We start from the raw sequence: 14,830 nt of genomic DNA on the forward strand, positions 1-14,830 counted from the left end.
AGCCAACTGCCTTGCGGGAACCGGGAATCGTCTCAGTAGACGGTATGGAGTCAGCCATAATGCCGGCCATGAAGAGACTGCGAATGGGACTGGTCGGCACGGGCTCCTGGGCCTCGTCCACGCACGCTCCGGCACTCGCCGCGCACCCGGGCGTGGAGCTCCGCGGCGTGTGGGGCCGGCGGCCCGACGCGGCGGCCGCGCTGGCTTCGACGCACGCGACCACGGCCTACGCGGACGTGGATGAACTGTTCGCCGCGAGCGACGCCGTGGCGTTCGCTGTGCCGCCGGACGTGCAGGCACCGCTGGCCGTGCGGGCCGCGGCGGCGGGCTGCCATCTGCTCCTGGACAAGCCGGTGGCGACGACGGTGGCCGCGGCGCACGACCTCGCGGCGGCGGCCGAAGCGGCCCGGGTGGCGTCCGTGGTCTTCTGCACGCTGCGCTTCGCCGGGCCGACGGCGGCGTGGGTGAGCGAGCAGGCGGCGACGGAGGGCTGGTTCGCGGGGCGCGCGGACTGGTACAGCTCGTTCTACGCGGCGGACGGCTCCAGCCCGTTCTCCTCGCCGTGGCGGGCGCGGCGGGGCGGCCTGTGGGACGTCGGCCCGCACGCCCTCTCCGTCCTGATGCCGGTGCTCGGTGACGTGACCGACGTGACGGCGGCGGCCGGACGGGCGGACCTGGTCCATCTGATCCTGCGGCACAGCGGCGGGGCGTCGAGCACGGCGGCGCTGAGCCTGACCACCCCCGCGAAGGCCTCGGGGGTGGCGGTGGAGCTGCGCGGCGAGGCGGGGATCGCCCTGATGCCGTCGGGCGGTGGAGCGCTCGACGCGTTCCGCGCGGCGGTCGACGCACTCGTCGAGTCGGCACGATCCGGTCAGCCGCACGACTGCGACGTGCGGTTCGGCCTGCGCGTGACGGAGGTCCTGGCCCGGGCCGAGGAGCAGCTTTCCACCGCATGAGCTTCCCGCCGCGTGAACCGCCCGCGGACAACCGCGGGCGGCCGGTACCGTGGCCGCTACGTAATGGCGAGTGACGGCACCGGCCGCAGCCAGTGGACCCAGGAACCGATTCGGGAAGTCACGCGTCGTACGTGCCGAGTGCGACGTTTCCGACCACACACATCGGAATACGAACAACCGATCCATACTCTTCCCGCAGCGGCCCAATGGGCCTAGGGGGTACCCAACGCCGAGGAATTTCAGCCAACTTCAAGCTTCTCGGTCAAGATGCCCCACAGTTGTGTCCGCGTGCCCACCGACGATGGAACTCGCAGGTCGGTGGTCCCGCTCCGTCCATGATGCAGCATCGCCTGATCGTTTTTCTTCGGGCAATCTTTACTACCAAAGATGGTGGGAATATTTAGACTGCTGATGCTCAACTCGGCGTGCACCAAGAGGGATTACCCACCATGAACAAAACGGCGCTCCGCGCTCTGCTCCGCGAACGACGCGCCCTCATCGCCCCCGAATCGCACGGCTTCAGCCGCCCCACGGGCCAGGGGCGACGCGCCAGAGGCCTCTCCCAGCACCAGGTGGACCAGCTCCTGCACCGGGCCATCGGGACGTACCACCGCCTGGAGTCGGGCAGTTACCCCAATCCGCCTGCTTCGCTGCTGCGGGATGTCGCGCTGCTGTTCGGGCTCAATGAGCAGGAATGGGTGTCGCTGTGCCGGTTCGCGCTGCTGCAGGAGCCGCCCGGCCCCCTTCATCCGTCGTCCGGGAAGGAAGTGCCCGGTGTGTGGCAGGAGGCTGTCGACGGCGTCCGGCACATGGCGTACGTCACTGATGCCTCGTGGGACATGCTCGCCTATAACGAAGCACTCACCGAAATGTTCCCCGGCCGGAACGTCCCCGGCAACATCATGCGATGGATGGTCCTCGACCCCGCCGGCCGCCGGACTTTGATGGACTGGCACAACGCCTGGGCGCCCATGGTGCTGCCGCAGCTGCGGGGCGCCCTCGCGTCGCGGCCGGAGGACGGCACCCTGCGCCAGATCGAGAAGGAGGTTCTCGCCGATCCCGAGACCGCCGCTCCCTATGACGCCGGAAAGCCCTATCCGCACCCGGACGGTGACGAACGTCCGCTGCTCCACGCCGAAGAGGGCCCGGGCTGGGTCACCATGTGCGCCGCGCAGCCCTTGACCGCGCCCGGAGCTCGGCTCATGATCCTCGTGTTCCATGCGGGAGCGCAGCGTGCCCACACGCGTGCGCCCATGCTGCGCGCGCACTGACGGCACATCAAGTCTGTTGACCTCCGCGGTTCGGAGGGGGGACGACGTCAACACCTTGAAGTACGTTGTGGCCTATCCCCCACATCCGCCTCAACCCCCCGTGGGAGTCACCTCGTGCCCGTTCATGTCTCCAGACCCACGACAGTCCTGGGTGACCACAAAGTCACTACCTCCGAGATAGCCGACGACATACTCGCCCATCACGGTGGCCACCCCCGGCTCCGGGCGATTCTTCGTGTGGTCGGCAACTGCGGAGTGCGCACCCGCCACTTCACCCGGCCTCTGGACTCGCCCACCGTTTCCGGCTCGGCCGACATGGGAGAGCGAGCTCGCGTGGCGTTCAACGACGCTCTCGCGATGGCCGAGCGTGCCGCCGTCGCGGCCCTCGACACCGCCGGACTGACCGCCGGGGACATCGACGCGATCGTCACTACGCACACCACCAGTTGGGCGATCCCGAATCTCGACGTCAACCTCATCGAACGTCTCGGTCTGCGCCCTACGGTGCGCCGCATAGCGCTGACCACAGTGGCCTGCCCCGGGGGCGCCCACACCCTTATCCGTGCCGCTGAACTGGTCGCCGCGCGCCCCGGAAGCAAGATCCTGGTGGTGGGCGCGGAGGTCCTTTCCGCCATCTACCAGCACTCCGACACCAGCATCGAATCGATGATCTACAAGGCCCTGTTCGGGGACTCGGCATCCGCGGCCGTGGTCACGGACAGCCCGCTCGGCCCGGGGCTCGCGATCGACGACACCTTCGAGTACGTCCTGGCCGACAGCCTCGATCGCCAGCGGGGCCGCATCGACGTGGAGGGGATCCACTTCGACTCCAGCAAGAAGGCTCTCAGCGCGGCCGCAGAGGTGCTGCCCCACTTCAAGCAGTGGTACGGCCCGACCGAGACGCCCGACTTCGCCGTCATCCACCCCGGCAGCCCCCGCATCATCTCCGACACCGCCGCTGCCCTGGGCCTCACTCCCCACCATTCCCGCCACTCCACCGACACCCTCACCGACGAGGGCAACCTCGGCGGCGTCAGCGTCCTGAGGGTCCTCGAACGCACCCACGCCGCTCCCCCCGCAGACGGCGCCCGCGGCGTCATGGTCGCCTTCGGCCCCGGCTTCGCCACCGCGGCCCTGCGCTGTCACTGGCAGGCGTGACCGCCCCGAATTCGGTTGCCGCCTGCCTTCGCCCCTGCTGAAGTACCCACATGGATCATCAAGCGGTATTGGCAGCCTACGACCGGCAGATCCGGCGCGGCGCGCAGACGGACAGCCCCGGCGCGCGCGTCGAACGCAACGGAGCCGTTGTCCGGCAGACCGGCGCCGAGCACGACTGGAACGGCGTCCACTGGGCGGACGTCGACGCGGCCACGGCGGACGCCGCCATCGCCGAGCAGGTGCGGTACTTCACGGCTCTCGGGCGCGATTTCGAGTGGAAGCTGCATGCGCACGACCGCCCCGCCGACCTCGCCGACCGGCTGCGGGCGGCCGGTTTCGTTCCCGAGCCGCCGGAGGCGGTGATGGTGGCCGAGGTCGCCGATCTGCCCACCGAGCCCGAACTCCCGGACGGGGTACGTCTGCTCCCGGTGACGGACGCGTACGGCGTGCGGCTCATGGCGGACGCCCATGACGTGGCGTTCGGCGACAGCTCGGGACTCGGCGAACGCCTCGCCCAGCGGGTCCTCACCCAGCTGACCGAGAGCCCGGACGCCGTCGTGGCGGTGGTCGCGATGGCGGACGACGTGCCGGTGAGCTCGGCCCGGATGGAGTTCTACCCCGGCACGGACTTCGCCGGCCTCTGGGGCGGCGGCACCGCTCCGCGGTGGCGGGGCAGGGGCATCTACCGCGCCCTTGTCGCCCACCGCGCCCGCATCGCCGCAGACCGCGGCTACCGCTACCTCCAGGTGGACGCCTCCGACGACAGCCGCCCGATCCTCCAGCGCCTGGGCTTCGTGCCGCTGAGCGTGACGACGCCGTACGTGTACCGGCCGTAGACCCCGCTGCTCACAGCAGCTTCGCGATCGCCTCCGCCGTGTCCGTCTCGCCGAGCCTCGGGAAGATCTTCTCGATGCTGTTGCGGTGCGCGTCGGCGTCCATGTCGGTCACGGCGTCGACGGCGACCGTGACGTGGTAGCCGTGCTCGTGTGCCGCGCGGGCCGTCGACTCGACGCCGATGCTCGTCGCGATTCCGGCGACGACGACCTGGGTGACGCCGCGGCGGCGCAGCTGGAGGTCGAGGTCAGTGCCGTAGAAGGCGCCCCACTGCTGCTTGGTGACGACGATGTCGCTGTCCCGGCGGCCGAGTTCGGGGACCAGGTCCGCCCAGTCGGCGGGCACGTCGCCGCCGCGAGCCGGGCCTTCGGTGCGCCCGGGGGCGCCGCCGGTGACCCGGACCAGGACGACGGGCAGACCGCGCTCGCGGAACGCGTCGGCGAGGCGGGCTGACCGTTCGACGATCTGGCCGGACGGGTGAGCCGTGGGCAGGGCGGTGATGCCCTTCTGGAGGTCGACGACGACGAGTGCCGTGGTGGGGTCGAGGGTGGTGGCAGTCATGGCTCAGATCTCTCTTACGCGGGTGTGGCCGGGGAGTTGGTCGTCGACGGCGTCGGGCTTCGGTCCGGGACGCGCAGTGGGCCGCGCGCTCACTGCTGCACCAGCCGCTCCAACAGCTCGACCGCGTCGGCCAGTCGGCGCCGCTCGTCGGCATCGAGGCCGTCGGCGATGGCGCCGGAGAGCCATCCCTGCTTGGCGGCGCGCGCGTCCGCGAGGGTGCGGCGCCCCTTGCCCGTCACGGAGACGACGGACTGCCGCCCGTCGTTCGGATCGGGGGCGCGCTCGATCAGCTCCATTCTCTCCAGGGCGCCCACCGTCATCCGCATCGACTGCGGCCGTACGAGCTCGGCGCGGGCCAGAGCGGCCGTGGTGGCGGGCCCCTCCCGGTCCAGGAGGGCGAGGACGGTGCGCTGCGACGCGCTGAGCCCGGCCGCTGGTGACGCAGTACGCAGCCGCCGCACGACGCGTCCGAGGACGGCCGTGAGATCTGCCGCGACCTGCTCGGGGGCCGGGTCCCCGGGCTTCTCGGTCATGACACGACCGTAGGAGGTAGACAGGCAAGTTTGCAAGTTTGCCTGTCTACCTCCTACGGCCACTCCTCACCCGCCTGCGGCCGGTGCCTAGCGGATCGGCATCCCCGACAGCGTGCGCGCGATCACCAGACGCTGGATCTCGCTCGTACCCTCGAAGATCGTGTAGATCGCCGCGTCCCGGTGCATGCGCTCCACCGGGTACTCGCGCGTGAAGCCGTTGCCGCCGAGGATCTGCACCGCCTGCGCGGTGACCTTCTTGGCGACCTCGCTCGCGTACAGCTTCGACATGGAGCCCTCGGCCGACTCGAACTTCTTGCCCGTGCTCGCCATCCACGACGCGCGCCAGACAAGGAGACGGGCCGCGTCGATCTGCGTACGCATGTCGGCGAGCTGGAAGGCGATGCCCTGGTTGTCGATGATCGGGCGACCGAACTGCGTACGCGTCTTGGCGTACTCCAGGGCCTCTTCGTAGGCGGCGCGCGCCGTGCCCACCGCCATGGCGCCGACCGCCGGGCGGGAGGCCTCGAAGGTGGCCATCGCGGCGTTCTTCACGCGCTCGCCACCCGTCTTGGCGCGCTCCCGGGCGCGGGCGAGGCGCTCGTCGAGCTTCTCCTTGCCGCCGAGCAGGCAGTGGCCGGGGACGCGGACGTCCTCCAGGACGACCTCGGCGGTGTGCGAGGCGCGGATGCCGTGCTTCTTGAACTTCTGGCCCTGGGAGAGGCCCGGGGTGTTCGGCGGGACGATGAAGGACGCGTGGCCCTTGGAGCCGAGCTCGGAGTCGACGACCGCGACGACGACGTGCACATTGGCTATGCCGCCGTTGGTCGCCCAGGTCTTGGTGCCGTTGAGGACCCACTCGTCCTTGGCCTCGTCGTAGACGGCGCGGGTGCGCATCGCCGCCACGTCGGAGCCGGCGTCGGGCTCGGAGGAGCAGAAGGCGGCGAGCTTGACGTCGTTCACGTCGCCGTACATCTGCGGGATCCAGGTGCCGATCTGCTCCTCGGTGCCGTTGGCGAGAACGCCGACGGCGGCCAGGCCCGTACCCATGATGGAGAGGCCGATGCCCGCGTCGCCCCAGAAGATCTCCTCGGTCGCCATCACGATGCCGAGGCCCGTGGGGTCGAAGAACTGCTGGGCGTAGAAGTCCAGGGAGTAGATCCCCAGCTTCGACGCCTCCTGGATGATCGGCCAAGGAGTCTCTTCGCGCTCGTCCCACTCGGCGGCGGCGGGCCGGATCACATCAGCGGCGAACCCGTGGAGCCAGTCCCGGACCTCCTTCTGTTCGTCGTTGAGCTCCATGGTGAACTCGGCCATGACCCCTCCAGGACCTGCGGTGAAGACGTACGTTACTTGCGGTAACTGGAGTCTGTTACCGGCCGGTAGCCGATGTCAACTCCCGGCCGCCCGTTCGATCGGCACCGCGCGCGGGGTGTTACGTTGCGCGTGCGGGGCGCAATCGCACGGGCGGGGAGAGAAACGCTATGGAGACCACCACACAGCAGACCGATCAGCAGCGGTCTGCCGAGCGCCGGCGCCGCGAGTTGCTGGAGGCCGCCGACCGGGTGGTGCTGCGCGACGGGCCCGGCGCCTCGATGAACGCCATCGCCGCGGAGGCCGGCATCACCAAGCCGATCCTGTACCGGCACTTCGGCGACAAGGGCGGACTGTACGCCGCACTCGCCAAGCGGCACACCGACGCGCTCCTCGAAGCGCTGCGCGCCGCCCTGGACGCCCCGGCCGAGCGCCGGGAGCGGGTCGAACAGACCCTGGACACCTACCTCGCGGCGATCGAGGCCCGCCCGCAGGTCTACCGCTTCCTCATGCACCCCTCGGACGCCGCCGCCCCCGGTGACCAGGGCTTCGACGTGGGCCTGCACTCGGCCCCCGTCCTTCGCCGCATGGGCGAGGAGCTCGCGCAGGTCATAGAGGAGCGCGTCGACCTCGGTCCCGGCAGCGCGCAGCTCGCGCGCGTGTGGGGGCACGGCATCGTCGGCATGATGCACGCGGCAGGCGACTGGTGGCTGGGCGAACGGCCCTGCCCGCGCGCGGAGTTGGTCAGCAGCCTGGCCGACCTGCTGTGGGGGCGGCTCGCCGCGGCGGGCGACCGCGTCGGCGGCCCCGGCTTCTGAGAACCTCGTCGGACCGGCCGACCGCGCGAAGTCAGCTGCTCCAGGACGCCTTCGCTGCGGCCCGCAGCACCCTGCGCCGCCGCCAGCCCGTGACGTGATCGGTGTAGACGCCGCCCTCCACGTGGTCGCACTCGTGCTGCAGGCAGCGCGCGAACCAGCCGGTCCCGTGCACCCGCACCGGCTCGCCGAGCATGGTGACGCCCTCGACCACGGCGTGGTCGAAGCGCGGGGTGCTCGCTTCGAGGCCCGGCAGCGACAGACAGCCCTCGGGGCCGCGCACGCTGACCCCGTCCGCCTCGACGAGGCGCGGGTTCACCACGTACCCGAGGTGACGCACATCGTCGTCGTCCGGGCAGTCGTACACGAACACGCGTCGGCTCACGCCGATCTGGTTGGCCGCCAGACCCACGCCCTGGGCCGCATACATCGTGGCGTACATGTCCTCGATGAGCCGGGCCAGTTCGGGGTCGAAGTCGGTGACCTCCTCACAGGGCTTGTGCAGCACGGGGTCACCGAGGAGGGTCAGGGGTCGTACGCGCCCTGAGGCGCCCGGGATCGAGCCGCTTCGCATGGCCGCAAGGGTACGGTCCTTGCAAAGCCCCGGGGTCGGGGTGGTGCCGCGGTTCGGCCTTGACAATGGATCTCGATAGGCTGAGGTTCATCGCGTTGCCGGGGGCAGGCGCGGCGCCGTACGCAAGGAGGATCCAGAACTGATGGCAGGCAACACGGACCCGCTGTCGCCGCGGGCCAAGCTGGCCGTGACGGCGGGCAAGGCGGCCGCGGCGGTGTCGCGCGCGGCGGGCCGCGGCAGCGGATCGGTGATCGGCGGCCGCGTATCGCTCAAGCTCGACCCCGACCTGCTCGGGCGTCTCGCCACGCACCTGGACGTGGTGCTCGTCTCCGCCACGAACGGCAAGACGACCACGACCCGGCTGCTCGCGGAGGCGCTGCGCGCCAGCGGGCCCGTGGTGTCGAACGCCCTGGGCGCGAACATGCCGGCGGGCATCACATCGGCCCTCGCCGGCGGCTCGGACGCCAGGTTCGGCGTCATCGAGGTCGACGAGAAGTACCTCGCCGGTGTCGCCCGTGACGTGGAGCCGAAGGCGATCGCGCTCCTGAACCTCTCGCGCGACCAGCTGGACCGTGCCGCCGAGACCCGCATGATGGCGGAGAACTGGCGCGAGGGCCTGGCGGGATCCAAGGCGGTCGTGATCGCGAACGCGGACGACCCGCTGGTCGTCTGGGCCGCGTCCTCGTCCCCGAACGTCGTGTGGGTGGCCGCCGGCCAGGAGTGGAAGGACGACGCCTGGTCGTGCCCCTCCTGCGGCGGTGTGATGCAGCGCCCCGGGGACGACTGGTTCTGCGGCGAGTGCGGCTTCCGCCGCCCCGCGCCCAGCTGGGTGCTCTCCGGCGACCACGTCCTGGACCCGCACGGCTCGGCCTGGCCGATCCATCTGCAGCTTCCGGGCCGGGCGAACAAGGCGAACGCGACCACGTCGGCCGCCGTCGCCGCCGTCTTCGGCGTGCCGCCGCAGGTCGCCCTGGAACGGATGTACCAGGTGCAGGCCGTCGCCGGACGCTATGACGTCGTGCAGTTCCAGGGACGCGATCTGCGCCTGCTGCTCGCGAAGAACCCCGCGGGCTGGCTCGAGACGTTTTCGCTGATCGACCCGCCGCCCACCCCGGTGGTGCTCTCCGTCAACGCCCGTGGCGCCGACGGCACCGACACCTCCTGGCTGTGGGACGTGGACTACACCCGTCTTGCCGGACACCCGATCTTCGTGCTCGGCGACCGCAAGCTGGACCTCGCCGTGCGTCTTGAGGTCGCCGGCCTCGACTTCCGGGTCTGCGAGTCCCTCGACGAGGCCGTGCAGCTGGCGCCGCCCGGCCGGATCGAGACGATCGCGAACTACACCGCGTTCCAGGACCTGCGCCGCCGCGTCGGCAACTGACCCCACCGGACCCTCTAGACCCTCGTAGGGACGAATGAGCATGAGCGACAACAGCCTGCGGCTGGTGTGGGTCTACCCCGACCTGCTCAGCACGTACGGAGACCAGGGCAACGCCCTGGTCGTGGAGCGCCGCGCCCACCAGCGCGGCCTCCAGGTCGAGCGCTACGACGTGCGCAGCGACCAGCCGGTGCCCACCTCCGGAGACATCTACCTGATCGGCGGCGGTGAGGACCGCCCGCAGCGCCTCGCGGCCGAGCGGCTGCGCCGCGACGGCGGACTGCAGCGGGCCGTGGGCAACGGCGCGATCGTCTTCTCGGTGTGCGCGGGCTACCAGATCCTGGGCAACGAGTTCATCAACGACCTCGGCCAGCGCGAGCCGGGCCTCGGCCTGCTCGACGTGATCTCCACCCGCGGCGAGGGCGACCGCTGCGTCGGCGACGTCCTCGGCGACATCGACCCGCAGCTGGGCCTGCCCCCGCTGACCGGCTTCGAGAACCACCAGGGCATCACGCACATCGGCCCGTCCGCGCGGCCGCTCGCACGCGTCACGCTCGGCCGGGGCAACGGCACGGGCGACGGCACCGAGGGCGCGTACAACGGCACCGTCTTCGGCACGTACATGCACGGCCCCGTCCTGGCCCGCAACCCGCTGATCGCGGACCTGCTCCTGAAGCTGGCCCTCGACGTGAACGCGCTGCCGCCGACGGACGACCGCTGGTACGAGGCGCTGCGCGCCGAGCGGATGAACGCCGCGCAGCAGCCCGCCTGAAGCCCCCGCCGCACAGGTGAGCGGCACAGTCCAGCAGTCGGACGCCCGGTGCGGCCCCGCCCCCTGTCGCCTATAGGGTGGCGGGGTTCCAGCCGGACGACGTGGTCCGGACTTCGGCCCACGTTGCAAAGGTTTCCCGGGCTATGCGCATTGGTGTCCTCACCTCCGGCGGCGACTGCCCCGGTCTGAATGCCGTCATCCGTTCGGTCGTGCACCGCGCCGTCGTCGATCACGGCGACGAGGTCATCGGCTTCCACGACGGCTGGCGTGGCCTGCTCGAATGCGACTACCGCAAGCTCGACCTGGACGCGGTGGGCGGCATTCTGGCGCGTGGCGGAACGATTCTCGGCTCCTCGCGTGTCCAGCCCGCCCAGCTGCGCGGCGGCGTCGAGCGGGCCAAGGGCCACCTCGCCGACCTCGGCCTCGACGCGGTCATCCCGATCGGCGGCGAAGGCACGCTGAAGGCGGCCCGGCTCCTTTCGGACGCGGGTCTGCCGATCGTCGGGGTGCCCAAGACGATCGACAACGACATCGCGGTCACCGACGTGACGTTCGGCTTCGACACCGCGGTCGGCGTGGCGACCGAGGCCCTCGACCGCCTCAAGACGACCGCCGAGTCGCACCAGCGGGTCCTGATCGTCGAGGTCATGGGCCGGCACACCGGCTGGATCGCGCTGCACTCGGGCATGGCCGCGGGCGCGCACGCGATCGTCGTGCCGGAACGTCCCTTCGACATCGAGGAACTCACGCGGAAGGTCGGCGAACGGTTCTCCGCCGGCAAGAAGTTCGCGATCGTCGTGGCCGCCGAGGGTGCCAAGCCCCGTGAGGGCTCGATGGAGTTCGACGAGGGCATCAAGGACATGTACGGCCACGAGCGGTTCGCCGGCATCGCCCGCCAACTCTCCATCGAGCTGGAGCAGCGCCTGGGCAAGGAGGCACGCCCGGTGATCCTCGGGCACGTCCAGCGCGGCGGCACCCCCACCGCGTACGACCGTGTGCTCGCCACGCGCTTCGGCTGGCACGCCGTGGAGGCCGTGCACCGCGGGGAGTTCGGCAAGATGACGGCGCTGCGCGGCACCGACATCACGATGGTCCCGCTCGCCGAGGCCGTCGAGACACTGAAGACGGTGCCGGACGAGCGGTACGCAGAGGCGGAGTGCGTGCTGTAACGCTGCGCTGGCTGAACCGCACCCGGCCGTCACGCACCTGCGGGTGCGTCGTGGCTGGTCGCGCCCACGCGGTGGAGCCGCACATCGATACAGCCCCGCGCTCCTTCGGGCGCGAACGGCCCCCGGACGCCGATGCGTCCGGGGGCCGTTCTAGTCTGGTGCGGACACACAGCGCACAACCGCACGAATCAGGAGCCAGTGGATGGATCACAGCGGGCACGGCATGAACATGGATCTGCCGCCGTTCACGCTGGGGCGCGGGCTCGAACTCTCGGCCGACCCCTTCTTCCTCATCGGCTGCCTGGTGGCCCTCGCGCTCTACGGCTGGGGCGTGGTCCGGCTCGTACGACGCGGTGACAAGTGGCCGGTCGGCCGCACGATCTCCTTCGTGGCGGGCGTGCTGACCATCCTGCTCGTGATGTGCACCAAGCTGAACGACTACGGCATGGTCATGTTCAGCGTGCACATGGTGCAGCACATGATCATCAGCATGCTCTCGCCGATCCTGATCCTGATGGGCGCTCCGATCACCCTCGCTCTGCGTGCGCTGCCGGTCGCTGCCCGCGGACACAAGGGCCCACGCGAGTGGCTGCTGTGGATCCTGCAGAGCCGCTACATGAAGATCATCACGCACCCCGCGTTCACGATCCCGCTGTTCATCGCGAGCCTGTACGCGCTGTACTTCACCCCGCTCTTCGACACTCTGATGGGATCCAAGGCGGGTCACATCGGCATGATGGTGCACTTCCTCGCGGTCGGCCTCGTCTTTTTCTGGCCGATCATGGGCGTCGACCCGGGTCCGCACCGGCCCGGCTACATCATGCGGATGCTGGAGCTGTTCGCGGGCATGCCCTTCCACGCGTTCTTCGGCATCGCGCTGATGATGGCGTCCGAGCCGATGGTCGGTACGTACAAGAATCCGCCTTCTTCCCTGGGCATCGACGCACTCGCTGATCAGACCGCCGCGGGCGGCATCGCCTGGGCGTTCAGTGAGGTGCCCTCGGTGCTCGTGCTGCTCGCGCTGCTCTTCCAGTGGTACCGCTCCGAACAGCGCCAGGCACGGCGTACGGACCGGGCCGCCGACCGTGACGGTGACAAGGAGCTGGAGGCGTACAACGCCTATCTGGCATCACTGGCCGCGCGCGGGCGCTAGCGGCAAAGGGTCTTCGCGGGTCAGGATGGTCTCAGGCCGCGGTCTTGGCGTCGAGGCGTCGGGGCTGCCGGGAGGAGGCAGGACGATGCCTGATTCTACGAAGACGATGGGTGTATTCACCATCGGAGGCTTGGTCGCGGTGACCGCGTACTCGGTCGCGCTCGGAAGCAACGGCTGGCTGTGGTTCGGCTGGGTCGTCGTCGGGATGCTCACGCTGGCGATGGTGCTCTCGCGCAGCACCCCCTGAGGCGCCGCGCGGGGTCGAGGAAAGGTGCGGGGGCGGCGCCTCGGCGAAGTGTCGAGGGCGCCCGTCAGAAGCGGAAGACGGCGCCCGTCGAGTACTCCATCTCGCAGGCGTTGCCGTACTTCTTGTGCCAGCGGACCGGCTTGCCGCGGTGAAGCCCCGTCGCGCTCACGGTGACCGGGGCGTACTGCTTGGTGCAGGTCCCCGACTTCGCGGGCAGCGCGGCGAAGTCCCCGCCCGCGGCGTCGATCGCCGCGCAGGCCTCGGCCGCGTGCGGATGGTGCACGGGCCGCTGGGTCACGCAGTCGAGCAGCACCCCGCGGACCCAGGCGTTGTCCTGTCCGGTGACGGTGAGGAAGACGCCGCTCGGCCGCTCGGGGGCCGATTCGTCGGCGGCTTGGGCGGGCGCGGCCACGGCGAGGGAGAGCAGCGCGGCGGCGGTGGCCGCGGCCGGGCGCAGGCGGGACGTGGGACGAGACCTCATGGGGTCCTCCTGTGACGGTGACGTACTGCGTCGGAGAGAGCCCAGGCCACCCCCGCACCCACCGCCCGCGCGGACGACACGCCGCACGGTCACCCGGACGAGTCCCGCGCACCCCCCGGACGGACGTCCCGTCGGCCGGACCGCACAGGTGCGCGAAGGGACCGAGGCACCCGGCCTCGGTCCCTTCTCCCGTCGGGACGGCGCACCTAAACTGACCGCTGCGCGAGGACCCGTGACCTGCGACGACGCAGCACCCAGGCCGGTCCACCTATGTCAAGGAGCAATGGGTGTTCTACTACCTGCTCAAGTACGTCGTCCTGGGGCCGCTGCTGCGGCTCATGTTCCGGCCGCGCATCGAGGGGCTCGAGCATGTACCGGAATCGGGTGCGGCGATCGTGGCGGGCAACCACCTCTCGTTCTCGGACCACTTTCTGATGCCCGCCATCATCAAGCGGCGGATCACTTTCCTGGCGAAGGCCGAGTACTTCACGGGACCCGGCATCAGGGGCCGCCTGACGGCCACGTTCTTCCGCAGCGCCGGACAGATCCCGGTGGACCGCTCCGGCAAGGAGGCGGGCCGTGCCGCGATCCGCGAGGGCCTCGGGGTGCTGAGCAAGGGGGAGCTGCTCGGCATCTATCCGGAGGGCACACGGTCGCACGACGGGCGCCTCTACAAGGGGAAGGTCGGTGTCGCCGCGATGGCGCTCAAGGCGCAGGTGCCGGTGATCCCGTGCGCGATGATCGGCACGTTCGAGGCTCAGCCGCCGGGCCAGAAACTGCCGAACTTCCGACGTGTGTCCATCCGCTTCGGCGCACCGCTCGACTTCTCGCGCTACGCGGGCATGGAGAACGAGAAGGCGGTCCTGCGCGCGGTCACGGACGAGATCATGTACGCCATCCTCGGGCTCTCCGGGCAGGAGTACGTCGACAAGTACGCAGCGGTCGTGAAGGCGGAGGAGGCGGAGCGCGCCGCCGCGGCGAACCGGCGGAAGTTCCCCCGGATGCCGCTGAGTTGATGCTGTGACGTACGGTCGTACCCATGAGCGGACACGGCCTGTACACCAAGCTGATCGGGCTTCTCGACGAACGGGGCGCGGCGTACCGCGTCATCGAGCACGAGGAGGAGGGCGCCACGGAGGCGGTGAGCGCGCTGCGGGGCAACACCCTCCAGCAGGCGGCCAAGTGCATCGTGGTGATGGTGAAGATCGGCAAGAAGACGAAGCGGTACGTGCTCGCGGTGGTGCCCGGCGACCGGCGCGTCGATCTGAACGCGGTCAAGCAGCTTCTCGGCGGTACGTACGCGGGCTTCGCGACGCAGGAAGCCGCCGAGCGGCTCGCGGGCAGCGTGAGCGGCACGATCCTGCCGTTCTCCTTCGACGCCGAGCTCGAACTGGTCGTGGATCCGGCGCTGCTCGCGCATGACGAGCTGTTCTTCAACGCTGCGCGACTGGACCGTTCGCTGGCCCTGCGCACCGCGGACTACGAGGCGATCGCCGAGCCGCGTACGGCCGAGATCGCGCAGCAGGCGGTAGAGCAGCAGGCGGTATAGGGGGCGGCACAGCGAAGGGGCGACCGGGGTTTCCCGGTCGCCCCTTGCTCAGGTGCCCGACGACTGCC

17 protein-coding genes are annotated in these 14,830 nt (G+C 70.4%); 12 read left to right on the top strand and 5 right to left on the bottom strand.

What is annotated here, in order from left to right:
* Window positions 1-59: 59 nt before the first annotated feature.
* The 4 genes from ACZ5WE_RS23515 (at window position 60) to ACZ5WE_RS23530 (ending at window position 4,221) form a co-directional block, all read left to right on the top strand.
* Entirely contained in the window at window positions 60-956 is an 897-nt protein-coding gene (locus tag ACZ5WE_RS23515; RefSeq protein WP_467691892.1) for a Gfo/Idh/MocA family protein, read from the top strand.
* Window positions 957-1,405: 449 nt separating this feature from the next.
* Complete coding sequence (locus tag ACZ5WE_RS23520; protein ID WP_467691894.1) at window positions 1,406-2,227, top strand: MmyB family transcriptional regulator; 822 nt, start codon at window positions 1,406-1,408, stop codon at window positions 2,225-2,227.
* 333 nt (window positions 2,228-2,560) lie between these two features.
* Window positions 2,561-3,385: a PhlD gene (locus ACZ5WE_RS23525; protein WP_467691895.1), complete on the top strand. Its 825-nt coding sequence runs from the start codon at window positions 2,561-2,563 to the stop codon at window positions 3,383-3,385.
* A 50-nt stretch (window positions 3,386-3,435) separates the two neighbouring features.
* Entirely contained in the window at window positions 3,436-4,221 is a 786-nt protein-coding gene (locus ACZ5WE_RS23530) for a GNAT family N-acetyltransferase (protein ID WP_467691896.1), read from the top strand.
* 10 nt (window positions 4,222-4,231) lie between these two features.
* Here the strand turns inward: ACZ5WE_RS23530 and ACZ5WE_RS23535 are convergent, their stop codons facing one another.
* The 3 genes from ACZ5WE_RS23535 to ACZ5WE_RS23545 all read right to left on the bottom strand — a co-directional run bounded on the left by ACZ5WE_RS23535 (window position 4,232) and on the right by ACZ5WE_RS23545 (window position 6,627).
* Window positions 4,232-4,780, bottom strand: a complete 549-nt coding sequence (locus ACZ5WE_RS23535) for an isochorismatase family protein (RefSeq protein ID WP_467691897.1) — start codon at window positions 4,778-4,780, stop codon at window positions 4,232-4,234.
* An 89-nt stretch (window positions 4,781-4,869) separates the two neighbouring features.
* The gene (locus ACZ5WE_RS23540; protein WP_467691898.1) at window positions 4,870-5,313 is read right to left on the bottom strand and encodes a MarR family winged helix-turn-helix transcriptional regulator; all 444 of its coding nucleotides are present in this window, start codon (window positions 5,311-5,313) and stop codon (window positions 4,870-4,872) included.
* 87 nt (window positions 5,314-5,400) lie between these two features.
* On the bottom strand, window positions 5,401-6,627 hold the full coding sequence (locus ACZ5WE_RS23545; RefSeq protein WP_467691899.1) for an acyl-CoA dehydrogenase family protein: 1,227 nt from the start codon (window positions 6,625-6,627) through the stop codon (window positions 5,401-5,403).
* Between the two features lie 167 nt (window positions 6,628-6,794).
* Here ACZ5WE_RS23545 and ACZ5WE_RS23550 point away from each other — a divergent pair, with 167 nt between their 5' ends.
* Window positions 6,795-7,442, top strand: coding sequence for a TetR/AcrR family transcriptional regulator (locus ACZ5WE_RS23550; protein WP_363207121.1), 648 nt, complete (start codon window positions 6,795-6,797; stop codon window positions 7,440-7,442).
* Between the two features lie 31 nt (window positions 7,443-7,473).
* On the opposite strand, the gene def is transcribed toward ACZ5WE_RS23550, so the two are convergent.
* Window positions 7,474-8,013, bottom strand: coding sequence for a peptide deformylase (def, locus tag ACZ5WE_RS23555; protein WP_467691901.1), 540 nt, complete (start codon window positions 8,011-8,013; stop codon window positions 7,474-7,476).
* Window positions 8,014-8,155: 142 nt separating this feature from the next.
* Between def and ACZ5WE_RS23560 the strand changes: the two genes are divergently transcribed.
* From ACZ5WE_RS23560 to ACZ5WE_RS23580, 5 genes are all read left to right on the top strand, one after another.
* Window positions 8,156-9,394 (top strand): MurT ligase domain-containing protein, encoded by a 1,239-nt coding sequence (locus ACZ5WE_RS23560; RefSeq protein ID WP_344519320.1) that lies wholly within the window; start codon window positions 8,156-8,158, stop codon window positions 9,392-9,394.
* 40 nt (window positions 9,395-9,434) lie between these two features.
* Complete coding sequence (locus ACZ5WE_RS23565; RefSeq protein ID WP_467691902.1) at window positions 9,435-10,163, top strand: type 1 glutamine amidotransferase; 729 nt, start codon at window positions 9,435-9,437, stop codon at window positions 10,161-10,163.
* 143 nt (window positions 10,164-10,306) lie between these two features.
* Entirely contained in the window at window positions 10,307-11,332 is a 1,026-nt protein-coding gene (locus tag ACZ5WE_RS23570; protein ID WP_467691904.1) for a 6-phosphofructokinase, read from the top strand.
* A 202-nt stretch (window positions 11,333-11,534) separates the two neighbouring features.
* The gene (locus tag ACZ5WE_RS23575; protein WP_467691905.1) at window positions 11,535-12,485 is read left to right on the top strand and encodes a cytochrome c oxidase assembly protein; all 951 of its coding nucleotides are present in this window, start codon (window positions 11,535-11,537) and stop codon (window positions 12,483-12,485) included.
* Between the two features lie 85 nt (window positions 12,486-12,570).
* Entirely contained in the window at window positions 12,571-12,732 is a 162-nt protein-coding gene (locus tag ACZ5WE_RS23580; RefSeq protein ID WP_467691907.1) for a hypothetical protein, read from the top strand.
* A 64-nt stretch (window positions 12,733-12,796) separates the two neighbouring features.
* Here the strand turns inward: ACZ5WE_RS23580 and ACZ5WE_RS23585 are convergent, their stop codons facing one another.
* A complete protein-coding gene (locus ACZ5WE_RS23585) occupies window positions 12,797-13,213 on the bottom strand; it encodes an SSI family serine proteinase inhibitor (RefSeq protein WP_467691909.1) in 417 nt (138 codons plus the stop codon).
* A gap of 287 nt (window positions 13,214-13,500) precedes the next feature.
* Between ACZ5WE_RS23585 and ACZ5WE_RS23590 the strand changes: the two genes are divergently transcribed.
* Entirely contained in the window at window positions 13,501-14,229 is a 729-nt protein-coding gene (locus ACZ5WE_RS23590) for a lysophospholipid acyltransferase family protein (protein WP_467691911.1), read from the top strand.
* A 23-nt stretch (window positions 14,230-14,252) separates the two neighbouring features.
* Window positions 14,253-14,762 (top strand): YbaK/EbsC family protein, encoded by a 510-nt coding sequence (locus ACZ5WE_RS23595; RefSeq protein WP_467691913.1) that lies wholly within the window; start codon window positions 14,253-14,255, stop codon window positions 14,760-14,762.
* Window positions 14,763-14,830 lie beyond the last annotated feature (68 nt).

It is taken from the genome of Streptomyces sp. NPDC033180 (genome assembly GCF_055577645.1).